The 23503-nt window shown below is 72.9% G+C and carries 24 protein-coding genes; 8 read left to right on the top strand and 16 right to left on the bottom strand.

Translation table 11 applies throughout. The annotated features are described in order from the left end of the window. Positions 1–81 precede the first annotated feature (81 nt). On the top strand, positions 82–1005 hold the full coding sequence (gene bdeA / locus V6U79_RS13140; protein WP_334525574.1) for a bis(hydroxyethyl) terephthalate hydrolase: 924 nt from the start codon (positions 82–84) through the stop codon (positions 1003–1005). A gap of 86 nt (positions 1006–1091) precedes the next feature. Here bdeA and V6U79_RS13135 read toward each other — a convergent pair whose 3' ends face one another. From V6U79_RS13135 to V6U79_RS13085, 11 genes are read right to left on the bottom strand one after another with little or no spacing between them, the layout of a single operon-like run. Further along, positions 1092–2174, bottom strand: coding sequence for an amidohydrolase family protein (locus V6U79_RS13135; protein ID WP_334525576.1), 1083 nt, complete (start codon positions 2172–2174; stop codon positions 1092–1094). Then, positions 2174–2698, bottom strand: coding sequence for a 3-hydroxyanthranilate 3,4-dioxygenase (locus V6U79_RS13130; protein ID WP_334525578.1), 525 nt, complete (start codon positions 2696–2698; stop codon positions 2174–2176). The genes V6U79_RS13135 and V6U79_RS13130 overlap by 1 nt, the downstream gene beginning before the upstream one ends. Further along, the gene (locus V6U79_RS13125) at positions 2691–3116 is read right to left on the bottom strand and encodes a RidA family protein (RefSeq protein WP_334525580.1); all 426 of its coding nucleotides are present in this window, start codon (positions 3114–3116) and stop codon (positions 2691–2693) included. Before V6U79_RS13125 ends, V6U79_RS13130 begins: the two co-directional genes overlap by 8 nt. Then, a complete protein-coding gene (locus tag V6U79_RS13120; protein ID WP_334614808.1) occupies positions 3113–3886 on the bottom strand; it encodes a 2-keto-4-pentenoate hydratase in 774 nt (257 codons plus the stop codon). The genes V6U79_RS13125 and V6U79_RS13120 overlap by 4 nt, the downstream gene beginning before the upstream one ends. 55 nt (positions 3887–3941) lie before the next feature. Next, a complete protein-coding gene (dmpG, locus tag V6U79_RS13115; protein WP_334525585.1) occupies positions 3942–5012 on the bottom strand; it encodes a 4-hydroxy-2-oxovalerate aldolase in 1071 nt (356 codons plus the stop codon). Beyond that, positions 5009–5938, bottom strand: a complete 930-nt coding sequence (locus V6U79_RS13110; RefSeq protein ID WP_334614807.1) for an acetaldehyde dehydrogenase (acetylating) — start codon at positions 5936–5938, stop codon at positions 5009–5011. Before V6U79_RS13110 ends, dmpG begins: the two co-directional genes overlap by 4 nt. Before the next feature lie 58 nt (positions 5939–5996). Further along, the gene (locus V6U79_RS13105) at positions 5997–6794 is read right to left on the bottom strand and encodes a 2-keto-4-pentenoate hydratase (RefSeq protein ID WP_334614806.1); all 798 of its coding nucleotides are present in this window, start codon (positions 6792–6794) and stop codon (positions 5997–5999) included. After that, entirely contained in the window at positions 6791–8272 is a 1482-nt protein-coding gene (locus tag V6U79_RS13100; protein ID WP_334614824.1) for a 2-hydroxymuconic semialdehyde dehydrogenase, read from the bottom strand. Before V6U79_RS13100 ends, V6U79_RS13105 begins: the two co-directional genes overlap by 4 nt. Positions 8273–8292: 20 nt before the next feature. Continuing rightward, positions 8293–9630 carry an FAD-dependent oxidoreductase gene (locus tag V6U79_RS13095; protein WP_334614805.1) on the bottom strand — a complete coding sequence of 446 codons (1338 nt, stop codon included), beginning with the start codon at positions 9628–9630 and terminating at the stop codon, positions 8293–8295. Continuing rightward, on the bottom strand, positions 9627–10904 hold the full coding sequence (gene kynU, locus V6U79_RS13090) for a kynureninase (RefSeq protein ID WP_334525595.1): 1278 nt from the start codon (positions 10902–10904) through the stop codon (positions 9627–9629). Before kynU ends, V6U79_RS13095 begins: the two co-directional genes overlap by 4 nt. A 14-nt stretch (positions 10905–10918) precedes the next feature. Beyond that, positions 10919–11806, bottom strand: coding sequence for a tryptophan 2,3-dioxygenase (locus tag V6U79_RS13085; protein ID WP_334614804.1), 888 nt, complete (start codon positions 11804–11806; stop codon positions 10919–10921). Positions 11807–11954: 148 nt separating this feature from the next. Between V6U79_RS13085 and V6U79_RS13080 the strand changes: the two genes are divergently transcribed. The 3 genes from V6U79_RS13080 to V6U79_RS13070 all read left to right on the top strand — a co-directional run bounded on the left by V6U79_RS13080 (position 11955) and on the right by V6U79_RS13070 (position 14049). After that, on the top strand, positions 11955–12407 hold the full coding sequence (locus tag V6U79_RS13080; protein WP_334614803.1) for an Lrp/AsnC family transcriptional regulator: 453 nt from the start codon (positions 11955–11957) through the stop codon (positions 12405–12407). 292 nt (positions 12408–12699) lie between these two features. Then, positions 12700–13173: a hypothetical protein gene (locus V6U79_RS13075; protein WP_334525813.1), complete on the top strand. Its 474-nt coding sequence runs from the start codon at positions 12700–12702 to the stop codon at positions 13171–13173. Positions 13174–13185: 12 nt separating this feature from the next. Further along, a complete protein-coding gene (locus V6U79_RS13070) occupies positions 13186–14049 on the top strand; it encodes a class F sortase (RefSeq protein WP_334614802.1) in 864 nt (287 codons plus the stop codon). 7 nt (positions 14050–14056) lie between these two features. Here the strand turns inward: V6U79_RS13070 and V6U79_RS13065 are convergent, their stop codons facing one another. Next, complete coding sequence (locus V6U79_RS13065; protein WP_334525605.1) at positions 14057–14602, bottom strand: HNH endonuclease; 546 nt, start codon at positions 14600–14602, stop codon at positions 14057–14059. Positions 14603–14886: 284 nt separating this feature from the next. Between V6U79_RS13065 and V6U79_RS13060 the strand changes: the two genes are divergently transcribed. The 3 genes from V6U79_RS13060 (at position 14887) to V6U79_RS13050 (ending at position 18089) form a co-directional block, all read left to right on the top strand. Next, positions 14887–15948 carry a mechanosensitive ion channel family protein gene (locus V6U79_RS13060; RefSeq protein WP_334614801.1) on the top strand — a complete coding sequence of 354 codons (1062 nt, stop codon included), beginning with the start codon at positions 14887–14889 and terminating at the stop codon, positions 15946–15948. A 245-nt stretch (positions 15949–16193) separates the two neighbouring features. Further along, on the top strand, positions 16194–17597 hold the full coding sequence (locus V6U79_RS13055) for an MFS transporter (protein ID WP_334525611.1): 1404 nt from the start codon (positions 16194–16196) through the stop codon (positions 17595–17597). A gap of 63 nt (positions 17598–17660) precedes the next feature. Continuing rightward, positions 17661–18089 carry a globin gene (locus V6U79_RS13050; protein WP_334525614.1) on the top strand — a complete coding sequence of 143 codons (429 nt, stop codon included), beginning with the start codon at positions 17661–17663 and terminating at the stop codon, positions 18087–18089. A gap of 31 nt (positions 18090–18120) precedes the next feature. On the opposite strand, the gene V6U79_RS13045 is transcribed toward V6U79_RS13050, so the two are convergent. The 4 genes from V6U79_RS13045 to ettA form a co-directional block, all read right to left on the bottom strand. After that, positions 18121–18705, bottom strand: coding sequence for a type III secretion system chaperone family protein (locus V6U79_RS13045; RefSeq protein WP_334614800.1), 585 nt, complete (start codon positions 18703–18705; stop codon positions 18121–18123). 131 nt (positions 18706–18836) lie between these two features. Beyond that, complete coding sequence (locus V6U79_RS13040) at positions 18837–19523, bottom strand: DUF8185 domain-containing protein (protein ID WP_334525620.1); 687 nt, start codon at positions 19521–19523, stop codon at positions 18837–18839. Further along, positions 19520–19966, bottom strand: a complete 447-nt coding sequence (locus tag V6U79_RS13035) for an acyl-CoA thioesterase (RefSeq protein WP_334525623.1) — start codon at positions 19964–19966, stop codon at positions 19520–19522. Before V6U79_RS13035 ends, V6U79_RS13040 begins: the two co-directional genes overlap by 4 nt. A 2-nt stretch (positions 19967–19968) precedes the next feature. Further along, positions 19969–21645 (bottom strand): energy-dependent translational throttle protein EttA, encoded by a 1677-nt coding sequence (ettA, locus tag V6U79_RS13030; RefSeq protein ID WP_334525626.1) that lies wholly within the window; start codon positions 21643–21645, stop codon positions 19969–19971. A 417-nt stretch (positions 21646–22062) separates the two neighbouring features. Here ettA and V6U79_RS13025 point away from each other — a divergent pair, with 417 nt between their 5' ends. Further along, entirely contained in the window at positions 22063–23463 is a 1401-nt protein-coding gene (locus tag V6U79_RS13025; protein ID WP_334525628.1) for an alpha,alpha-trehalose-phosphate synthase (UDP-forming), read from the top strand. Positions 23464–23503 lie beyond the last annotated feature (40 nt).

Genomic DNA, 23503 nt, shown 5'->3' with positions numbered 1-23503 from the left:
AACATACATCGATCGGTTCCCGGACGCCCACCACCACCGGCACCGGAACCGCCGGCTCCGCACCCCACAGGGAGCGACCACATGCCAACCGCAGCCCCCACCGTCCCCCGGCACGGTCCCCGTCCCGGACCGGCCCCCCGCTGGACCACCGCCACCGTCCGCGCCCTGCTGACCCTGATCCTGGTCGGCGCCGGCCTGACCGCCGCGCCGCCCGCCCAGGCCGCCGCGAGCCCCTACCAGCGCGGCCCCGACCCCACCGTGGCGAGCATCGAGGCAAGCCGCGGCCCGTTCGCCATCGCCCAGACCACCATCGCCGCCTCCAGCGTCAGCGGCTTCCGCGGCGGCACCGTCTACTACCCCACCAGCACCGCCGAGGGCACCTTCGGCGCGGTGGCGATCTCCCCCGGCTACACCGCGACCCAGTCCAGCGTTGCCTGGCTCGGCCCCCGGCTGGCCTCGCAGGGCTTCGTCGTCGTCACCATCGACACCCTCTCCCGCTACGACCAGCCGGCCAGCCGCGGCACCCAGCTGCTCGCCGCCCTGGACCACCTCACCACCGCCAGTACGGTGCGGACCCGGATCGACCGGAACCGGCTCGCCGTGATGGGCCACTCGATGGGCGGCGGCGGCAGCCTGTCCGCGGCGAACACCCGGCCGGCGCTGCAGGCCGCGATCCCGCTGACCGGCTGGCACACCGTCAAGAACTGGTCCGGGGTGCGCGTCCCGACACTGGTCATCGGCGCGGAGAACGACTCGATCGCCCCGGTCACCTCGCACTCGGAGCCCTTCTACACCAGCCTGCCGTCCACCCTGGACAAGGCGTACCTCGAGCTCAACGCGGCCAGCCACTCGGCGCCCACGTCATCGAACGTGACCGTCGCCAAGTACAGCATCTCCTGGCTGAAGCGGTTCGTGGACGACGACACCCGCTACGAACAGTTCCTCTGCCCGGCGCCACGCGGCACGGCGATCCAGGAGTACCGGGACACCTGCCCCCACTCCTGACCCCTGCTGCCAGCGGTGGACGCGCCGCCCTCCGCCGAAGCGCGGCGCGTCCACCCAGGCACCCGGAGATCCGACCGCACGGTCGGTCAGGACGATGCCCTGTCCTGGTCGAGCAGACCCGCCCAGTCGCGGTCGATCGAGAGCAGCTCACGGAGGGCGACCTGCCGGTCGATGCCGAGGAAGCGCAGGGCGTTGCCGGAGAGCAGCTTGTCGCGTTGCGCGGCGGTGAGGAAGTCGGACCGGTGCACGACCTGGCCGACCGGCCGCTCCCCCAGCGGGTACGGGTAGTCGCTGCCGAGCATGACCCGGTCCTCGCCGACCGTCTCCACCAGCAGCCGCAGCGCGGCCGGCGCGAAGACCACCGAGTCGACGCTGAACCGGTCGACGTAACGGCTCGGCGGCATCGTGGAGGCGCCGCGTACCAGGTCGCCCCGGCGGTGCCAGGCGTTGTCGGCGCGGCCCAGCCAGAACGGGAAGCTGCCACCGCCGTGCGCGAAGCAGATCCGCAGCGTCTCGGGCACCCGGTCGAAGACGCCGCCGAGGATCATCGCCAGCACCGACAGGTGCGTCTCGGCGGGCATCCCGGCCAGCCAGCGAGCCATCCACCGGTCAAGTCGGGGCCCGTCGGGCATGTCCCACGGGTGCACGAAGACCGGCGCGCCGACCTCGGCGCAGTGGGTCAGGAACTGCACGATGCCCGCGTCGTCGAGGTCACGGTCGCCGACGTGGTTGCCGATCTCCACCCCGACGTGGCCGGCCGCCAGGCAGCGGTCCAGCTCGGCGCAGGCAGCGTCCGGGTCCTGCAAAGGCACCTGGCAGAAGGGCACCAGCCGGTCACCACCGGCGGCGGTGACCTCCAGGGTGAGGTCGTTGAAGATCCGGGCGACCTTCACCGCCTGGTCGGCGGGGCGGTCGTAGCTGAAGAAGACCGGGGTCGGCGAGACCACCTGCACGTCGACGCCGTCGGCGTCCATGTCGCCCAGCCGGGTCGGCGCGTCCCAGCACTCGGCCCCGACCGGCCGGAACTCCGTCTCCCCCACCATGATCATCGCCGCGCGTTCGGAGTCGACCCGCAGCCGCGGCCAGCCGGACCCGCCGCAGGCCGCGGCGAGGTCCGGCCACCCCTTCGGTACGACGTGCGTGTGCACGTCGACCACCGGAGCGCGCATCAGCCCTTGCCCGGGTGCAGGGCGCCGCAGTTGCCGCAGGTCCGGGCCTTCTCGTCGGCGTAGAACGCGGCGAAGACCGGGGGCAGGTCGGCGGCGATGTCGCGGACCTGGAGTTCGACCTCGTGCACCTTGTGGTGGCAGTCGGGGCAGTACCACTGGAACCGCTCCAGGGTGCCCTCCTCGCGGACCCGCTCGATGACCATGCCGATCGAGCCGGCCTCCGGCCGCTGGGGCGAGTGCGGGGTGTCGCGCGGCAGCATCCACATCTGACCTTCGCGCACGTGCACCGTGTGCGGTCCCTCGGGGAGCATCAGGTTGATGTGCATGTTGCCCTTGACCTGGTAGAAGAACTCCTCGTACGGGTCGACGTGGAAGTCGGTGCGCTGGTTGGGCCCGCCCACCACCATGACGATGAAGTCGTCGCTGCCGGGCAGCATCTCCTTGTTGCCCACCGGCGGCTTGAGCAGGTGCTGGTTCTCCCCGATCCAGCCGGAGAAGCTGAAGGGCTCGGCGATCTCACTCATGACTGCCTCCCGACGGTAGTAGCGCCACGGCCTGCATCTCGATCAGCAGGTGCGGATGCGGCAACTGGTGCACCGCCACCGTCGTCCGGGTCGGCCCGGTGGCGTCGAAGAACTCCGCCCACACCTCGTTGTACCCACCGAAGTCGTTCATGTTGACCAGGTAGGAGGTCACCTGCACCAGGTCGGCGAGGTCGGCGCCGACCGAGCGCAGCAGGTCACCGATGTTCTCGATGACCGCGCGCGTCTGCGCCCGGATGTCCAGGTCGGTCGTGCCGAACTCGTCCACCGTCACGCCGGCGAAGGTGTTGTCCGGCCGGCGCGACGACGTACCCGAGACGAAGACGAATCCGCCCGCGACCTTGACGTGCGGGAACGCCCCGCGGGGAACGGCCTTGCCGGCCACCACCCGGGCGGTCACGACGCGGCCCGCAGCGAGGCGGTCCCGAGCTTCTCCACCACGGCCCGCACGTGCGCGCCGGGCCGCAGCGGCACGGCGGCGGTGGCGGCGCCCGCGAGGAAGACCCAGCCCTCGCGGAGCCGTACCCCGTGCCGCCCGGCCAGCCGGATCCCCTCGTCCAGGGCCCGGCGCGGATCACCGAGGATCGCGGCCGTCGAACCGACCTGCGCCACCCGGCCGTCGATCTCCAGCAGCACGCCCAGGTTGTCCAGCCCGTCCGGCACCGGCGACCACGGCCCCACCACGAACGCCGCCGCCGAGGTGTTGTCGGCGACCACGTCCGGCAGGGAGAAGGTGAAGTTCGCGTACCGGGAGTCGATCAGCTCGATCGCCGGGGCGACGGCCCGGACCGCGTCGGTGAAGGAACCCACCGGCTCACCCGGCTCGGGGAGCCGGTCCAGCAGGAAGGCCACCTCCGGCTCGACCCGGGGGTGGATGAAGTCGGCGACGTCGACCGTGCCGCCGTCGGGGACCCGCATCACGTCGGTGAGCCGGCCCCAGATCACCTCGTCCACCCCGACCTGGACCATCTTCGCCCGGCTGGTCAGCCCCATCTTGAGCCCGACCAGCCGCTCACCCCGGTCCAGCCGGCGCTGCACCAGCGCGGTCTGCACCGCGTACGCGGCGTCGACGTCCAGGCCGGTCTCGGCGGCGAGCTGCGGGATCGCGGTGGCGGTGTCGGCGGCCACACCGAGCCGCTCGGCGATCCCCGCGGTGTCCGGCCCGATCACTGTGCCCCCTTCGTTCGCGACTGCGGGGCTCGCAAACCCGGCTCACTCCTCGCGCTCACCGGCTGCCCTCCTGCTGCTCACGCCGACCGGCGAGGTCCAGCGCCACGTCCACGATCATGTCCTCCTGACCGCCGACCATCCGCCGTCGGCCCAGCTCCACCAGGATCGAGCGGACGTCCACGCCGTACCGCGACGAGGCGCGCTCGGCGTGCCGCAGGAAGCTGGAGTAGACCCCCGCGTACCCGAGCGAGAGCGTCTCCCGGTCGACCTGGACCGGCCGGTCCTGCAACGGCCGCACCACGTCGTCGGCGGCGTCCATCAGCGCGAAGACGTCGCAGCCGTGCTTCCAGCCGTGCAGCTCGGCGACCGCGACGAAGACCTCCAGCGGCGCGTTCCCGGCGCCCGCGCCCATGCCGGCGAGGGAGGCGTCGACGCGGACGGTCCGGCCGGACGGGGAGCCGAGCGGTCCCGCGCCGAGGATCCGGCCGTGCTCGACCGCGACCACGCTGTTGGCCACCCCGAGCGACAGGTTGTGGTGCGCGTGGATGCCGATCTGCGTCTCCGGCGCCAGCACCTGCCGGTACGCGTCGACCCGCTGCGCCACGTCGGACATCAGCAGCCGGCCGCCGGAGTCGGTGACGTAGACGCAGTGCGCCCCGTACGACTCCATCAGCCTGGCCTGGGCGGCCAGCCCGGCCGGGTCGGACATGTGCGACATCATCAGGAACCCGGAGACGTCCATGCCGTTCTCCCGGGCCCAGGAGATGTGCTGGGCGGAGATGTCCGCCTCGGTGCAGTGCGTGGCGACCCGGACGCTGGTCACGCCGAGCGCCTTCGCCGCCTTCAGGTCGGCGATGGTGCCGATGCCCGGCAGCAGCAGGGTGGTCAGCCGCGCGTTCGTCAGCACCTCCGCGGCCGCCGCGATCCAGTCGGCGTCGCTCGCCGCGCCGTGGCCGTAGTTGACGCTGGACCCGGCCAGCCCGTCGCCGTGCGCCACCTCGATCGCGGCGACCCCGGCGGCGTCCAGCGCCGCGGCGATGGTCCGCACCTGGTCGACGGTGTAGCGGTGGGCGACGGCGTGCATGCCGTCGCGCAGCGTCACGTCCTGGATGTACAGGTCGGTCACGCCGACACCCCCTTGCGCAGGGCCACGAGCCGTTCCGCCGTCCGCAGCGCGGCCGAGGTCATGATGTCCAGGTTCCCGGCGTACGCGGGCAGGTGGTGCCCGGCCCCCGAGACCTCCAGGAAGACGGAGACCTGGAGCCCGTCGAACCGCCGCCCCAGCGCCGGCACGTGGGTGTCCACCCGGTCGAACTGGACGTCCTGCTTGAGCCGGTAACCGGGGACGTACTCCTGGACCGTGGCGACCATGTCGGCCACCGAGGCGGCGATCGCGGACCGGTCGGCGTCGGCGTCCGGGCAGAGGCAGTAGACGGTGTCCCGCATCAGCAGCGGCGGCTCGGCCGGGTTGAGCACGATGATCGCCTTGCCGCGCCGCGCGCCGCCGACCACCTCGATCGCCCGGGCGGTGGTCTCGGTGAACTCGTCGATGTTGGCCCGGGTGCCCGGCCCGGCCGAGCGCGAGGCGATCGAGGCGACGATCTCCCCGTACGCGACCGGGGTGACCCGGCCGACCGCGGCGACGATCGGGACGGTCGCCTGCCCGCCGCAGGTCACCATGTTGACGTTGCTCTCGTGCAGGTGCTCGTCCAGGTTGACCGGGGGCACCACGTACGGGCCGATCGCGGCCGGGGTCAGGTCGACCACGGTCCGGCCGTGCGCGCGCAGCACCGCGTCGTTGTGCCGGTGCGCGCCGGCCGAGGTCGCGTCGAAGACCAGCTCCACGTCGGCGAACTCGGGCAGCGCGACGAGGCCCGCCACGCCCTCGGCGGTGGTGGCCACGCCGAGCCGCCGGGCCCGGGCCAGCCCGTCGGAGGCGGGGTCGATGCCGGCCATGGCCACCATCCGCAGGCTGCCACTCAGCCGCAACACCTTGATCATCAAATCGGTGCCGATGTTGCCGGACCCGATCACCGCCACGCCGACGCTCATGCTGTGCCGCCTTTCGTTCGCGACTGCGGGGCTCGCAACCCCGGCTCACTCCTCGCGCTCACCGGTCCCCCTGCCTGGAGAAACAGGTCCGGACCGAACCGAGCCCGGAGATCCGCGCCTCGTACCCGGCGCCCGGAGTGACCGGCACCATCGGGCCGAGTGCCCCGGAGAGCACCACGTCCCCGGCGCGCAGCGGGTCGCCGGCGCGGGCCAGCGTGCCGGCCAGCCACTGGAGCGCGTGCAGCGGATTGCCGAGGCAGGCCGCCCCCGCGCCGACCGAGACCGGCTCCCCCGCGTGCTCCAGCACCATCCCGCACAACCGCAGGTCCACGTCGGCGAGCCGGCGGGGCGTGGTGCCGAGCACGAACAACCCGCTGGAGGCGTTGTCGGCGACGGTGTCCACGATGGAGATGTCCCAGCCGGCGATCCGCGAGTCGACGATCTCGATCGCCGGCAGCACGTGGTCGACCGCGCGGACCAGGTCGACGGTGGTGACCCGCTCGTCGGGCAGGTCCGCGCCGAGCACGAAGGCGATCTCCGCCTCCACCCGGGGCTGGAGCAGCCGGTCGATCGGCACCTCCACGCCGTCGCCGACCGCCATCGCGTCGGTCAGCACGCCGAAGTCCGGCTGGAAGACGCCGAAGCTCTCCTGCACCGCCCGGGACGTCAGCCCGATCTTCGCGCCCACCCGGCGCTCGCCCCGGCCCTGCCAGCCCCGCGCCTGGAGCTGCTGCACCCGGTACGCCGACTCGACGTCCCCCTCCGGCAGCAGCCGCCCGCGCAGCGGCGGGCAGGGCTTACCGCTCGACCGGGCCTCGGCCAGCTCCCGGTTCGCGGCTTCGATGTCGACGCTCATGTCAGGTCCACACAGACGTTGGTGAGTTCGGAGTAGAAGTCGAGCGAGTGCACGCCACCCTCCCGGCCGATCCCGGACGCCTTCACCCCGCCGAACGGGGTGCGCAGGTCGCGCAGGAACCACGTGTTGACCCAGACGATGCCGGCGTCCAGCCGGGCGCCGGCCCGGTGCGCCCGGCCGACGTCCCGGGTCCAGACGGTCGCCGCCAGGCCGTACTCGGTGCCGTTGGCCAGCGCGTACGCCTCGTCCTCGGTGTCGAAGGGCGCGACGTGCACCACCGGGCCGAAGATCTCCTCGGTGTTGGTGCGGGCCCGCGGGCCGAGCCCGGTGAGCACGGTCGGCTGCACGTACGCGCCACCGTCGCGGGCGTCGCCGAAGCGCGGCATCCCGCCCCCGGCCAGCACCTCGGCCCCCTCGGCGCGGGCCAGGTCGTAGTGGCCGAGCACCTTGTCCCGGTGCTGGTGCGAGATCAGCGGCATGTTCACCGTGGCCTCGTCGGCCGGCCAGCCGTACGCCAGCTCGTCGGCGCGTCTGGCCAGCCGGTCGGTGAACTCCTCGAAGACCGGCCGCTGCACGTAGATCCGCTCGGTGCAGAGGCAGACCTGGCCGCCGTTGGTGAAGCTGGACCGGACCGAGCCGGCCACCGCGGCGTCCAGGTCGGCGTCGGCGAAGACCAGACCGGCGTTCTTGCCGCCCAGCTCGAAGGAGACCGCCTTCACCCCGTCCGCCGCGGCGCGCATGATGGCGCCGCCGGTGGCGGACTCACCGGTGAAGGTGATCGCGTCCACGTCCGGGTGCCGGGTGAGGAACTCCCCGGCCGAGTCCGGCCCGAAGCCGTGCACCAGGTTGAACACCCCGTCGGGCACACCGGCGGCGGCCATCACCTCGGCGAGCAGCGTCGCCGAGGCGGGGGTCTCCTCGCTGGGCTTGACCACCACCGCGTTGCCGCAGGCCAGGGCGGGGGCGACCTTCCAGGTGAGGAGCAGCAGCGGCAGGTTCCACGGCACGATGACCGCGACCACGCCGACCGGCTTGCGGACGGCGTAGTTGAGCGCCCGGCCGCCGGTCGGGGTGACCGTGGTGAACGACTCGGTCGGTGCGGTCGCCGCGATCTCGGCGAAGGCCCGGAAGTTCGCCGCGCCGCGCGGGATGTCGAGGGTGCGGGCCTGCGAGATGGCCTTGCCGGTGTCGGCGACCTCGGCGGTGACCAGGTCGTCGAAGCGGCGTTCCAGCTCGTCGGCGACCCGGCGCAGCACCTCGGCGCGTTCCCGCTCCCCCATCCGGCCCCACGGTCCGCGCAGCGCCGACCGGGCCGCGGCCACCGCGTCGTCCACGGTGGACTTGGATGCCTCGACCACCTCGAAGACCGGCTCGCCGGTGACCGGGCTGCGCTTGGTGAAACGCGTGCCGGCGTCGACGAACTCACCGCCGACGAAGTTGCGCAGCAGCGCCGGCCCGTCGGGGGCCCGCCCGGCCATCAGCCGGGCATCCCAGCGCGTCATCCCCGCCTCCCTCGGCCGATCGCCGCACCGATCCCGGTGGCCAGCAGCGCCACCGCCCCGGCGACCACCGCCCCCGCCACCGCGTACTGCCGCCGTACCCGGCGGCGCACCTCCGCGTACGGGACGGTGGAGAAGGAGACCAGCTCGTACTGCGAAACGTACCGGCCGGGCAGGGCCCGTTCCAGTGCGTGTTCGACCCGCTTGCGGGTCCGGAAGACCGGCGAGGCGACCTTGTCCCGCATCTCCACGAAGTTGGCCAGCGCCATCCGGGCGATCGCCTCGGCGTTGTCCTGGCGCCGCCGCTGGAACAACGGCAGCGCGGCCGACCACTCGTCACCGCACTCGTCGAGGCAGCGGTCCAGCTCGACGACGTCCTCGAAGGCGCAGTTCGCGCCCTGGCCGTAGAACGGCACGACGGCGTGCGCCGCGTCGCCGAGCAGGCCGACCTTCCCGCCCACCTGCCACGGGGTGCAGCGCACCGTGCCGAGCACGCCGACCGGGTTGTGCTGGTAGTCGTCGACCAGGTTCGGGGCGAGCGGCAGCAGGTCCGGGTAGTGGGTGGCGAAGTGCCGCTCGATCGCGGCCGGGCTGCCCAGTGAGGCGAAGCTGGCGGTGCCGTGGGTCGGCCAGAAGAGCGTGCAGGTGAACGAGCGGTCCGGGTTGGGCAACGCGATCATCATCGAGGTGCCGCGCGGCCAGATGTGCAGCGCCTCCGGGTCGAGGGCGAACTCGCCGGCGAGCGGCGGGATGGTGAGCTCCTTGTAGCCGTAGTCCAGGAAGTCCAGGCTCTCGGTCAGCACGTCGTACCCGAGGAGCTGCCCGCGCACGGCGGAGCCGGCGCCGTCGGCGCCCAGGACGACCGACGCGGTGGCGGCGACCTTGCCCTGCGGGGTCTCGAAGGTCATCGCGCCGGTGGCCGGGTCGAGCCCGACCAGCCGGTGGTCGAAGGCCAGCCGAACCCCGGGCAGCGCCGCCGCGGCGGTGAGCAGCGCGTTGTTGAGCGTCCCCCGGCTGATCGAGTTGATCGCCCGGTCGCCGGAGACGCTGTACGACTGGAACTGCGCCGCCCCCGCCACCGGGTGGATCATCCGGCCGCGCATCGGCAGCGCGTCCGCCATCACCTGCTCGTCCAGGCCGATCCGGCGCAGCGCGTCGAGGCCGCGCTCGGAGAGCGCCAGGTTGATCGAGCGTCCCCGCTCGACCCGCCCGGTACGCGGGTCGGGCCGCCGCTCGTAGAGCGCCACCGGGTAGCCGCGCCGGGCCAGGAAACAGGCCAGCAGGCAGCCGGCGAGGCCGGCGCCGACCACCGCGATCTCGTCCCGTCGCTCCGTCATGCGATGCCCTCCACCGTCGCGGCCAGCGCGTCGGCGACCCGCCAGCAGTCGTGGTACGTCGAGTAGAGCGGCACCGGGGCGAACCGGACCACGTCCGGCTCCCGGGCGTCGGCGATCACGCCGTGCTCGTGGCGCAGCCGCTTGGCCAGCTCGTTCGCGCTGCCCGCGCCGATCCGCACCGAGAGCTGACAGCCGCGCCGCGCCGGGTCCCGGGGGGTGACCACGGTCAGCGGCCGGCCTCCGGTGACCTCGTCGAGCAGCTTCTCCAGGAACCCGGTCAGCCGGATGCTGCGCTCCCGCAGCGCCGCCATGCCGACCGAGTCGAAGAGCTCCAGCGAGGTCCGCACCGGACCCATCGCGAAGATCGGCGGGTTGGAGATCTGCCACGCCTCGACGGTGGCCGGCGGCCGGGCGACCGGGGTCATCTCGAACCGGGTGGCCGCCTCGGTGCTCCACCAGCCCTCGAAGCGGGGCAGGTCGGGGTCGCCCAGGTGTCGCTCGTGGACGAAGACCCCGGCGAGCGCGCCCGGGCCGGAGTTCAGGTACTTGTAGGAGCACCAGGCGGCGAAGTCGACGTCCCAGGCGTGCAGGGCCAGCGGCACGTTCCCGACCGCGTGCGCCAGGTCCCAGCCGACGACCGCGCCGGCGGCCCGACCGGCGGCGGTGATCGCCGGGATGTCCATCAGCTCGCCGGTGAGGTAGTTGACCCCGCCGAGCAGGACCAGCGCGACGGTGTCGCCCTCGGCGGCCAGGAACTCGCACACGTCGGAGGTGCGCAGGGTGTCCTCACCGGCGCGCGGGGTCAGCCGGACCACCGTGGCGTCGGGGTCCAGGCCGTGGAAGCGGGCCTGGCTGCGTACCGCGTAGCTGTCCGACGGGAAGGCGGTGTCCTCGATGACGATCCGGGTCCGCTTCCCCGCCGGCCGGTAGAAGCTCACCATCAGCAGGTGCAGGTTGACGGTGAGGGAGTTCATCACCACGGTCTCCGCCGGCGACCCGCCGACCAGTCGCGCGGCGGGCGCCGTCAGCAGCTCGTGGTACGGCAGCCACGGCCGCGCCGCCTCCAGGTGCCCCTCCACCCCGAGCCGGCGCCACGCGTCCAGGTCGGCGAGGAGCTCGTCCCGGGTGGCCCGGGGTTGCAGTCCGAGCGAGTTGCCGGCCAGGTACGCGGCCTCGGAGTAGCGCCCCCCGTCAGCGGCCGGCACGTGGAAGAGGTGGCGGTGTCCGGGATCGGCCCGGTCGAGGCGGCGCGCCTCCTGCTCGTCGGTCCGCATGGTCCGTCCCCCGTTCACATCGCCGTCCGAGCCGACCACAGCTCCGGGAAGACCACCCGGGCCATGCTGCGCTGGAGCCACGCCAGCCCGGCGGAACCACCGCTGCCGACCTTGGCGCCCATGGTGCGCTGGACGGCCTTGATGTGGTTCCACCGCCAGTCGCCGAACTGCTCGGCCACCTCGGTGAGCGCCTCGCCGAGCAGCCGCAGGTGGTTGTCCGGCCCCTCGTCGCCGTAGATCTCCAGCCAGGCCGCCTCGACCAGGGGATGCGACCGGTGCTCGACGGTGACGTCCCGGTCGAGCAGGTCGGCCGGGAGGTCGTGGCCCTGCCGGGCGAGCAGGGCGACGACGTCGTCCCAGAGGCTCGGCGCGGCGAGGGTCGCGCACAGCCCGTCGTAGACCTCCTGCTGGCGGCGGAACGGGCGGATCAGAGCCGGGTCCCGCAGGCCGAGCAGGAACTCCAGGTGGCGGTACATCGCGGACTGGAATCCGGAGCCCTCGCCGAGCAGGTTGCGGAACCGGTTGAAGTCGGCCGGGGTCATCCAGCGCAGCCCACGCCAGGCGGCGTTGAGCCCCTCCAGGTGCAGGGCGGCCCGCCGCAGCGGGGCGAGCGCCTCCCAGACCCGGTCGGCCCGCAGGTCCTGCTGGGCCTGGCGCAGCTCGTGGCAGGTCAGCCCGAAGTACAGCTCCATGATCTGGCTGACCATCAGGAAGGACATCTCGCCCGGATCGGAGCTGAGCGGCTGCTGAAGCGAGTGCAGGGTGCTGGCGTGCACGTACGCGTCGTACGGGACCCGATCGGTGAACTCCAGGGTCGGCTCGCCGCCGTTGCGGGCCGCCCGCGCGGTGCGTTGCTGCGGGGTCGCCGGGCGCACCACCGCGGCCAGGGTGGGCTGTTCCATCGTGTCGCCTCCTCCAAGAGCCGGGGTGACGACATGATCTCGCGGTGAGAATGCCGAATGGAATGCCGATTCAACGGCACTCACCGCTGATCACCTTCTGCGCGGAAGGGCCTTACCCGTCTCGACCTCAGGAAGGTAAAGTGCCTGCGTGGATGAGATGGACTGGGCGCTGCTGCGGGAACTCCAGACCGACGCGCGGCTGTCGTTCAGCGAGCTGTCCCGCCGGGTGCACCTCTCCCCACCGGCGGTGGCCGAGCGGGTCCGCCGGCTGGAGGAGTCCGGGGTGATCACCGGTTACCACGCCCACGTGGACCTGACCCGGGCCGGCCGCGCCGTGGTCGCGCTGATCCGGATGTCCTGCTACGGCGCGCGCTGCATCCTGCACGACCCCGAGGTCGCCGACTGGCCGGAGATCCGGGAGATCCACCGGATCACCGGGGACGCGTGCAGCATGCTCAAGGTCGCGGCCGGGTCGATCGGGGACTTCGAGGCGGTCATCGACCGACTCGCCCCGTACGGGCAGCCGTCCAGCACGATGGTGCTCTCCACCCCGCTCGACTGGCACCCGGTCGCCCCGCTCACCCCACCGCCCCGCCGCTGACGCCGCCCGCCGCCGCCCCCGCCGGGCAAGATCGTGCTCGATCCTGGATGTAGTCCCCTCACCCGGCTCGGGAAGCCACTACTTCCAGGATTCAGCGCGATCTTGCCGAGCGGGCCGGCGGGGCGGGCCGGCGGGCGGGGCGGGCGGGCTGGTGGGGCCGGGGCGGGTTTGCCCGGGGGCCAGCGGGAAAACAGCCTCCACTGCCCGTCAGCAGGATTCCGGTGCACCGCACCGGGAGGGGGGAATCATGCGGGGGCTCGTGGCACATCGTGCCCTGACAGCCGTGCTGAGCATGCTCGGCCTGGTCGGGGCGTTCATCCTGGCGACGGCGTCGCCGGCTCGGGCCGGCGAGGAGGTCTTCGTCGAGGTCACGCCGAACAGCGCACAGGCCGGCAGCCGGGTCAGCATCCGGGCCAGCTGCGACAACGCCAACAACGAGCAGGCCGACGTGCACAGCGACGCCTTCGGCCGGGTGATGCTCCGGCCGGACAACGGCTTCCTCACCGGCGCGGTCACCGTGCCGGGCAGCAAGGAACCGGGCGACTACCCGGTCGACCTGCGCTGCGACAACGGCAACACCGCGTCGACCAAACTCACCGTGCTGCAGATGGCCCAGCCGACCAAGGGTCCGGCGACCGGGGCCGGCGGCACCGCCGACCGGGGCCCCGGTTCGCTGCTGCTGGTGGGCGGCCTGGCCGTGCTGGCGGTGGTGGCCGGCCTCGGGGTCTTCGGCGGCGGCCGTCGTAGCGCCGGCACCCGCTCCTGACCCGTCACCGCCATGGCCGGCGCACCCACGCCTGAGCGCAGGTCGGGTCGGGACCGGGCACGGGTCGCGGCCCGGCTCGCCCGCCGGCTCGCCCGCCGGGCCGCCGGACGGCTCCGCCGGGTCGCCGGCCAGGCCTGCTCCGCCAGCGTCGCCACGCCGGACCCGCGGGCCAATCCGGTACGACCGCCGCCAAGCCGTCCGGCTCCATCGGGCCGGACGGCCGGGCTGGGCCGGACGGCCCGGCCGGGCCGCTACCGGGGCCGAGGGCCGGGCGTGCCGGTGCTGGTGATCGCCAGCCTGATGGCGCTGATCGTCGCGATGCTCGGCGTCGAGCAGGTCACCGGCCTGAGCGTGCTGCCGGACCGGTTCATCGCGGGGCTGCGCCCTCCGCCGAAGAAGTTTCCGGTGCTGCCGGCCAGCCCGCCCACCGAGATCACGATCGGTGAGCTCGACCTGCGGGCACCGGTGCACCAGGTGGGCGTCGCCCGCGACGGCAGCATCGCCGCTCCCGAGACCGCCCGCGCCCAGGAGGCAGGCTGGTACGACCAGGGCCCCACCCCCGGCCAGTACGGGCCGGCGGTGATCGTCGGGCACGTCGACACCACCACCGGGCCGGCGGTCTTCCACGGTCTCAAGGAGTTGCGGGAGGGGGACACGGTCGAGGTGACCCGGGAGGACCGCCGGGTGGCCGTCTTCGAGGTCGACCAGGTGGAGCGCTACGACAAGGACCGGTTGCCGGCCGACGAGATCTTCGGTGACTTCAGCCGGCCGAACCTGCGGCTGATCACCTGCGGCGGCCGGTGGGTCGGCGGCGAGACCGGGTACGCCGACAACGTGGTGGTGTACGCCTCGCTGGTGAAGGCCCGGGGCGACTGACGACGGGTCAGGCGGCCTCGGGCTCGCGGGCCGGCTCCCGCAGGTCGAGCCAGTCGGCCCAGCGCGGGTCGGGTGCCCGGTGACCGAGCACCCGCCAGGCCGTCCCCTTGGGGGGCGCCGGCAGGCTGTGCAGCCGCCAGCCCAGCTCGGCCGGGGTCTTGTCGCCCTTGGTGTGGTTGCAGCGGGCGCAGGCGGCGACCACGTTCTCCCAGGCGTGCCGGCCACCGCGGCTGCGCGGGAAGACGTGGTCGATGGTCTCGGCCGGGCCGCGGCAGTAGGCGCAGCGCCAGCCGTCCCGGGCGAAGATGGCTCGCCGGGAGAGCCCCACGTGGGTGCGGTACGGCACCCGCACGAACCGGGTCAGCCGGACGACGGACGGCACCGGGAGCGCGTTGCGGGCGCTGTGCAGGACGCCGTCGCCGTCGGCGACGCAGACGGCCTTGGCCGAGAGCACCAGGATCGCGGCGCGACGCACGGACACGACACACAGCGGCTCGTAGGTGGCGTTGAGAACCAGCGCGCCGGAGCCCACCGTGGGTCGTATGTCAGGCATCGTGCTCACCCTCCCGGTCCAGCCGCTCCCACCGCTGGCAACGCCGGCCGCGCCCGCGCAGCGGGGAACCACGACCGACGCCGGCGGGACCACCGACGTCCGTTGCGCCAATAGTCCCTGATCGGACCCCGGATTGCACGCACTAATCCGGGGTCTCACGTGAAGCACTTTCCAACTGTGTGAGGATGACCGGTTCCGTACCCCTGGTCCGCCGACGGTGGCGCGGGCCGCTCGCCCGGTGGGTCGGCCGCGACCGGCGACCGGGCCTGGGGTACGAAGGCAGGATGAGCGCCGCCGATCCGATCCCCCTCGCCGAACCGATCCTGCCCAGGCCGACGCCCTCGCAGAACTGCCTCAACGACACCTGGTGCAAGTCCGTGCTGGACGTGACCGACTCGGTCTGGTTCGCCGAGGGCAGCTACTGGATCCTGCTCAAGCCGCTGCGGGTCGTCCTGATCCTGCTGCTGGCGGTCGTCGCCCGGTGGGCCGTGCACCGGACGATCAACCGGCTGGTCCGCACCACCACCGACGGCGCGGTGCCGACCATGCTCCGGCCGCTGCGGGAGCGGATCCCGAGCGCGGCGGTCGACCCGGCCGAGTTCATTCCCGAGCGGCGGCGGCAGCGCGCCGAGGCGATCGGGTCGGTGCTGCGCAGTCTGGTCACCGCGTTCGTCTTCGGCATCGCGCTGCTGATGGTGCTCAAGGAGTTCAGCTTCGACCTGGCTCCGCTGCTGGCCAGCGCCGGCATCGCCGGGGTGGCCCTGGGCTTCGGCGCGCAGAGCCTGGTGAAGGACCTGATCGCCGGCCTGTTCATGCTCATCGAGGACCAGTACGGCGTCGGCGACACGGTGGACCTCGGCGAGGCGACCGGGGTGGTGGAGTCGGTCGGCCTGCGGGTCACCACGGTCCGCGACGGGCGCGGGGTGCTCTGGTACATCCGCAACGGCGAGATCGTCCGGGTCGGCAACAAGAGCCAGGGCTGGGCCCTGGTCGTGGTCGACCTGCCGATCGGCTTCGCGGGCACCGAGGAGGCGACGGCCGTGCTGCGGACCGCGGCCGCCTCGGTCGCCCTGGACCCGGAGCTGGCGCCGGAGATCGTCGAGGCCCCCGAGGTGCTGGGCGTCGAGCAGATGACCGTGGACGGGGCGGTGATCCGGACGGTGGTCAAGACGACCGCCGACGGGCAGTACGCCGTCGGCCGGGAGCTGCGCCGCCGGCTGGCCGAGGCGTTGGAGAACTCGGGGATCACCGCCCGGATCGCCGCCGCCCGGCTCTATCCGGGCCTGCCGCCGCTGGCGGGCGGGACCGCCGGCACCCCGGCCACCGGTCAGGGCGGTGCCACCTGACCGACGTGAAGTCCCGCCGACGGAGGGCCGAAATCCGGGGGTCGCGGACCGAGCGGGCCCTCGGGTATCGTCCGTTCGTTCAGTCGGGCATGCGACGACCAAACCGTTCGCCCTAGCCAGTTGTCAGACGATCGGGCAGAATCCGGTGCACGCGCTCCCGCCGGAGCGTGATCATGTCCTCGCTGATCCGTAGATCTACGACGGGGTCCCCCCAGGCCGGCACGACCGGCCGGGATCGGGGCACGATGGAGGCGACGGTGTCCGACGAGCGACCCTCTCCGGACGAGCCCGCCACCTTCCGTGAGGTGTTCGGCCACTCCGAGTTCCGAGCGGTCTTCTCGGCCAGCGTGCTCGCCTGGGTCGGCGACTACGTCGCGCGGGCGGCGGTCACCGTGCTGGTCTACCAGCAGAGCCGGTCCGTCGCCCTCTCCGCCGCCGCGTTCGCGGTCAGCTACCTGCCCTGGCTCGTCGGCGGGCCGCTGCTCGCGGCGCTGGCCGAGCGGCACCGCCACCGCCAGGTCATGGTCGCCTGCGACCTGATCCGGATGGCGTTGCTGGCGCTGATCGCCATCCCCGGCCTACCGGTGTGGGCGATCCTGGCCCTGCTCTTCGCCACCACGCTGGCCAGCCCGCCCAGCCAGGCCGCGCGGTCGGCACTGACCGCGGCCGTCCTCCGCGGTGACCAGCTGGTGCTGGGACTGTCGCTGAGCGCCAGCGCCGGCCAGGCCGCCCAGGTCGTCGGCTACCTGGTCGGCGCCGCCCTGGCCGCGGTGGACCCCACCGTGGCGCTGCTGTTCAACGCGGCCACCTTCGCCGCCTCCGCCGCGCTGGTGCGCTTCGGGGTCCGCGACCGCGCCCCGGTGCTGACCCAGGCGCACCGCAGCCACCTGCTGCGCGAGACCGGGCAGGGCTTCCAGATCGTCTTCGGCACCCCGGTCCTGCGGGCGATCGCGGTGCTCGTCTTCAGCGCCGTGCTCTTCTCCATCGTCCCGGAGGGCCTGGCCGCCGGCTGGGCCGGCGAGCACGGCGGTGGCGGCCTCAACGGCGGCGCCGCGCAGGCGGTCATCATGGCCGCCAACCCGGTCGGTTACATCCTCGGCGGACTGCTGATCGGGCGGGCGGTCGGACCGGCCCGCCGGCTGCGCCTGGTCCGTCCCCTGGCGGTGCTCGCCCCGCTGATGCTGGTGCCCGCGCTGCTCGACCCGCCGCCCCTGGTGGTGGCCCTGCTCGCCGCCGCCTGCGGTTTCGCCGTCGCCGGGCTGGTCCCGACCGCGAACGGGCTCTTCGTCCGCGCCCTGCCCGTCCACTACCGGGCCCGTGCCTTCGGCGTGATGGCCACCGGCATCCAGGTGATCCAGGGCGGTGCGGTCCTGGTGACCGGCCTGCTGGCGGAGCACTTCTCCATTCCGGCGGTGGTCGGCGCGTGGAGCGCCGCCGGTGTGCTGCTGATGCTGGTGGTCAGCCTGCGCTGGCCGGACGCCGCGACGATCGACGCGGCGGTCGACGCCGCTCACCGGGTCAACGAGGTCGCCGCCGGCGGACACCCGCCCGCTCCCGCCGCCGCTCGGCCCCGCACCGGGCCGCCCGGGCGCTCCGCGCCGGAGGGCCGCTCCGGTGAGCGGGGCCGCCGCAGCCACGCTGTGACGTGATCGGCAGCCCTCCGCACCGGTCCGCGCCCGCCGGTCGCCCCGGGCACCTGGCAGGATGGAACGGTGAATCCCGCAGCTGAGTCCGACCGGCCCGGTGCGTCGAGGACCCTCTTCGAAGCGGTCGGCGGCGAGCCCACCTTCCGCAAGCTGGTCGACGAGTTCTACGCCGGCGTCGCCACCGACCCGCTGCTGCGCCCGATGTACCCGGAGGAGGACCTCGGGCCGGCCGCCGACCGGCTGACGCTCTTCCTGATGCAGTACTGGGGCGGCCCCAACACCTACTCCGCGCAGCGCGGCCACCCGCGGCTGCGGATGCGGCACGCCCCGTTCCGGATCGGCGCGGTGGAGCGGGACGCGTGGCTGCACCACATGCGCCGGGCGGTCGACCGGCTGGACCTGCCGCCGGAGGTCGCCGGCGCGCTCTGGGACTACCTGGAGCGGGCCGCCTACTTCATGGTCAACGTGATGGAGGACCCGGCCCAGGACGGGTAGGGGCGCCCCCGCCCGGACGCCGGCCGACCGCTCAGAGCAGGGCACCCTCGTCGTGCAGCCAGTCCACGAACGTGGACGCCACGGCGGCGCCGCAGTCCAGCAGCTCGACCAGCAGGGCGTCGTGGGCGCCGGCGCCGAAGGGCACCTGGAGCTCGGCGTAGATGGGCAGCTGGCCGCGCTCGGTCGGGTCACCGATGTAGGCCTTGCAGAACCGTCTGGTGTGGTTCCACTCGTTGACCACCCGGTAGGCCCGGTCCGCCCAGTCCGGCGGCACCGTCGCGTGTGGACGGGCCCGCATCACCAGGATCTCGTCCTCCGGGCCCTCCAGAGTGACCAGCACCGCGTGCCGCTCCCACATGGCCAGCAGGTTGCCGTCCCCGTCGGCGAGGTAGCGCACGTCGAGCAGGTCGAGCGCGTCGCAGACCCGGCGCAGGGTGACCGGCTCGACGGTGACCGGCATGTCCGCGGTCACGGGCCGGTCGGCGGCCGCAGCGTCGTCCCCCGGCTGGCGCGGTGACGGGGGTCCGACCCGGACGGCGCTGTCCACTGTGACCCCGCTTCGGGTTTCCGGGTCACCGCCGGCGGCGGGACCAGGGCGCCATGACCACCACGGCATCGCTCGCGCACCTCACTCCCCAGCGGATCCAGTCGCCTACGGTGCGTTGGATCCGAGGATGGACGGTACCCGGACAGCCGGGTTGAAGCACCCCCCCAACGACAGCCCCAGGCCGGAAGAATGACGCGGGATCAGCCGTTCGGACGATCAGCGGCCGGGCGGATGGCAAGATCCGAGACCTTCCGCGACCATGCCGCCCCGTACGGTCCCACGAGTCCGACCCATCGGCCGGCCACCCGCACCTGGACGTCGGCGGCCTCGGCGGGGCCGAGGAACCCCATCCGGACCACGCCCTGCACGAGCCGCTGGCTGACCTCCACCGGTTCGCCCGGTGGCTCGTCCGGGACGACCGTCACCGCGACGTGGTCCAGCAGCGCGTCGCGGAGCACCCGCTGCCCGACCGCGCGGCCGCCCACCCCCTCGGTGCTGGCGGTCCGCAGGGTGCCCGCCGCCGCCGCCGCGATCCGCCGCAGCTCGCCGGCGGGCAGCAGCTCCACCTGCCGGCTCGCCGCCGGCGGCAGCGGCCACCGCCACTGCGCGTCCCGGCGGGCCGGCAGCGTCGACTCCGCCGACTCCAACCGGGCCAGCAGGTCGGTGGCGGCCACCGTCACGTCTCCGGGGGCGACGCCGGCCACCGTCCGGACCACGAGCACGTCCCACGGCAGGCGGGCCCAGAGCGCCGTACGACCGCTGCCGCCGACGGGACGCAACCGGACCACCGTGGCCGGGTCGAACCGGACCAGCCGGGCCAGGAAGGCGCCCGCGTCGGCCACCCCCGCCAGACCGTGCCCCGGCGTCGCCACCGGCGCGCCGCTCACGCCGACCCGCCCGCCGCCGCGTACGACAGCAGGAAGGTCCGTTCGTCGTCGCTGATCCGCCGGGGCGTCCGGCGACCGAGGTCGAACGGGACCAGCACCGAGCGGGCGGTGCTGGCCAGCACGTCACCGTCGTACAGCTCGTAGGCGACGGTGAACCGGGAGGCCCGGATCTCCTCGACCCACAGCTCGATCCGGACGGTCGGCGCCGCCGCCGCGGTGGCCCGGCCGAGCGCGTAGTCGACCGGGCGCAGGTAGTCGACCTCGTGCCGGCGGATGACCACCCCGTCGGCGAGGGTGCCCACTCCCCACGCCCGGCCGCCGGCGAACATCAACGCCACCCGGGCCTCCTCGTAGAGGGTGAGGAAGCGCGAGTTGTTGACGTGGCCGTACGCGTCCAGGTCGGACCAGCGCAGCGTGCAGTGGTAGACGAACCGGTCCGCCATGCTCAGTCGCGGGTGAGCTTGCGGTAGGTGACCCGGTGCGGGCGGGCCGCCTCGGCGCCGAGCCGGTCGACCTTGTTCTTCTCGTACGCCTCGAAGTTGCCCTCGAACCAGAACCACTTGGCCGGGTTCTCGTCGTCGCCCTCCCAGGCCAGGATGTGCGTGGCGACCCGGTCCAGGAACATTCGGTCGTGGGAGATGACCACGGCGCAGCCGGGGAACTCCAGCAGCGCGTTCTCCAGGCTGGAGAGGGTCTCCACGTCCAGGTCGTTGGTCGGCTCGTCGAGCAGGATCACGTTGCCGCCGATCTTCAGCGTCAGCGCGAGGTTGAGCCGGTTGCGCTCGCCGCCGGAGAGGACCTTGGTCGGCTTCTGCTGGTCCGGGCCCTTGAAGCCGAACGCGGCGATGTACGCCCGCGACGGCATCTCGACCTTGCCGACCATCAGGTAGTCGAGGCCGTCGGAGACGACCTCCCAGACGGTCTTGTCGCCGTCGAGGCCCTGCCGGTTCTGGTCGACGTACGACAGCGAGACGGTGTCGCCGACCCGGACCTGGCCGTCGGTCGGCTGCTCCAGCCCGACGATGGTCTTGAACAGGGTGGTCTTGCCGACGCCGTTCGGACCGATGATGCCGACGATGCCGTTGCGCGGCAGCGAGAAGCTGAGGTTGTCGATCAGGATCCGGTCGCCGAAGCCCTTGGTGAGCGCCTGCGCCTCGATCACCGTGTTGCCCAGGCGCGGGCCCGGCGGGATCTGGATCTCCTCGAAGTCCAGCTTGCGGGTCTTCTCCGCCTCGGTGGCCATCTCGTCGTACCGGTCGAGGCGGGCCTTGGACTTGGTCTGGCGGGCCTTGGCGTTGGAGCGGACCCACTCCAGCTCCTCGGTGAGCCGCTTCTTCATCTTGGCGTCGCGGCGCCCCTCGACGGCCAGCCGGGCGGCCTTCTTCTCCAGGTAGGTGGAGTAGTTGCCCTCGTACGGGTAGGTCCGGCCACGGTCCAGCTCGAGGATCCAGTTGGCCACGTTGTCGAGGAAGTACCGGTCGTGGGTGATGGCCATGACGGTGCCGGCGTACTTGGCCAGGTGCTGCTCCAGCCACTGCACGCTCTCGGCGTCCAGGTGGTTGGTGGGCTCGTCGAGCAGCAGCAGGTCGGGCGCCTCCAGCAGCAGCTTGCAGAGGGCGACCCGGCGGCGCTCACCACCGGAGAGCTGGGTCACGTCGGCGTCCGGCGGCGGGCAGCGCAGCGCGTCCATGGCCAGTTCGAGCTTGGAGTCGACGTCCCAGGCGTCGAGGTGGTCGAGCTCCTCCTGGAGCTTGCCCATCTCCTCCATCAGCTCGTCGGAGTAGTCGGTGGCCATCTGCTCGGCGATCTTGTTGAACCGCTCCAGCTTGGCCTTGGTCTCGGCGACCGCCTCCTCGACGTTGCCGAGGACGGTCTTGGCGTCGTTGAGCGGGGGCTCCTGGGCGAGCATGCCGACGGTGTAGCCGGGCATGAGCCGGGCCTCGCCGTTGCTCGGCTTGTCCAGGCCTGCCATGATCTTGAGGAGGCTGGACTTACCGGCGCCGTTCGGGCCGACCACACCGATCTTGGCCCCCGGCAGGAAGTTCAGCGTCACGTTGTCGAGCACGACCTTGTCGCCGTGCGCCTTGCGCGCCTTTTCCAGGACGTAGATGAACTGGGCCACGGTGCGGGCTACCTCCGTCGGTTGCTGTCGCCGATTGGCGGGCACGGCACGGGCTGCGACCTCCGCCCGCCGCCGCCGGCCGGGAGCCGGCCGCGCGCACGCCGTCGTCAATCCTGACAGGTACGACGCGCTCCGCCCACATCACCCCGCCCGAGCAGTACGGTGGCGGGCCGCACCGGCCGGCCCGGGCACCCCTGAGGGGTGGCGGCGACCACGACGGACGGCCGGGCAGCGCCGCCGCGATGCCGGCCGGGAGAGGGCCGTCGAGGGTCGCCGACGCGGCTTGTCGACAAGATCACTAAGATGGTTCAGCGACCGTGGGACGGGTAGGGAACTCCGGCACGGGGCCTCAGACGCCGCAGCTACGCTCAGTACGCTCATCGCGGTGGACCCGTCAGCACCCGGAGGTGGCCGATCGTGACCGTCCGTAGCTCCTTTGTCGTAGTGGCGAACCGACTGCCGGTCGACGAGGTGAGCACACCCGAGGGGCGGCAGTGGCGACGCAGCCCGGGCGGGCTGGTCACCGCGCTGCACCCGGTGCTCGCCGAGCACCAGGGCACCTGGGTCGGTTGGGCCGGCGGCACCGGCGCCGCCCCCGAGCCGTTCGACCTGGAGGGCATCCGGCTGCACCCGGTGCCGCTGAGCGCCGAGGAGCTGGAGCGGTACTACGAGGGCCAGTCCAACGCCACCATCTGGCCGCTGTACCACGACGCCGTCGAGACCCCGGCCTACAAGCGCCGCTGGCGCGAGGCGTACCGCCTGGTCAACGCGCGGTTCGCGGAGGCCGCGGCGGAGGTAGCCGCGGAGGGCGCGACGGTCTGGGTGCAGGACTACCAGCTCCAGCTGGTCCCGTCGATGCTCCGCGAGCTGCGCCCGGACCTGAAGATCGGCTTCTTCCTGCACATCCCGTTCCCGCCGATCGAGCTGTTCATGCAGATGCCCTTCCGCACCGAGATCCTGCGCGGCCTGCTCGGCTCCGACCTGGTCGGCTTCCAGCAGCGGCTGGCCGCGCAGAACTTCGTCCGGCTGGCCCGGCACCTGCTCGGCCTGCGCTACGAGGGCCAGATGATCCAGGTCGACGGTCGGCAGGTGAAGGCGGGCGCCTTCCCGATCTCCATCGACACAAGGGAAATGGAGCGGATGGCGGCCGACCCGGCGATCCAGGCCCGGGCCAAGCAGATCCGCGAGGAGCTGGGCAACCCGAAGACGATCATCCTGGGCGTCGACCGGCTGGACTACACCAAGGGCATCGAGCTGCGGCTGAAGGCCTTCCGGGAGCTCCTCGCCGACGGAAAGTTGACAGTCCCCGACGCCGTCATGGTGCAGGTCGCCACGCCGAGCCGGGAGCGGGTGGAGCATTATCAGGCACTCCGCGTCAAGGTCGAGCGCGAGGTCGGTCGGATTAATGGCGAATTCGGACGGGTCGGGGTGCCTGCGGTGCATTATCTGCATCAGTCGTACAGTCGCTCCGAACTGGCCGCGATGTACGCCGCGGCCGACGTCATGATGGTGACCCCCCTGCGAGACGGAATGAATCTGGTGGCCAAGGAGTACGTCGCATCGCGCGCCGACCAGGGCGGCGCACTCGTGCTCAGTGAATTCGCCGGCGCCGCCACCGAGCTGCGCCAGGCGTTCCTGTGCAACCCGCACGACCCCGACGCGGTCAAGGACGCCCTGCTACGGGCCGTACACGTGGAGAAGCCGGAGGCCCGTCGCCGAATGCGGATAATGCAACGTCACCTGCGCACCCACGACGTGGGCCACTGGGCCCGGTCGTTCCTCAACGAGCTCGGCGCGCCCGGAACGGAGACCGCGTGAACGCCGCCGCCAGCGACATCGTCACCCCCGCGGCCGGCAC

Source organism: Micromonospora psammae, assembly GCF_036902725.1.
Classification (GTDB): domain Bacteria; phylum Actinomycetota; class Actinomycetes; order Mycobacteriales; family Micromonosporaceae; genus Micromonospora.
The sequence above is the reverse complement of the archived record's forward strand: the minus strand, read 5'-3'. Positions and strand labels throughout refer to the sequence as shown.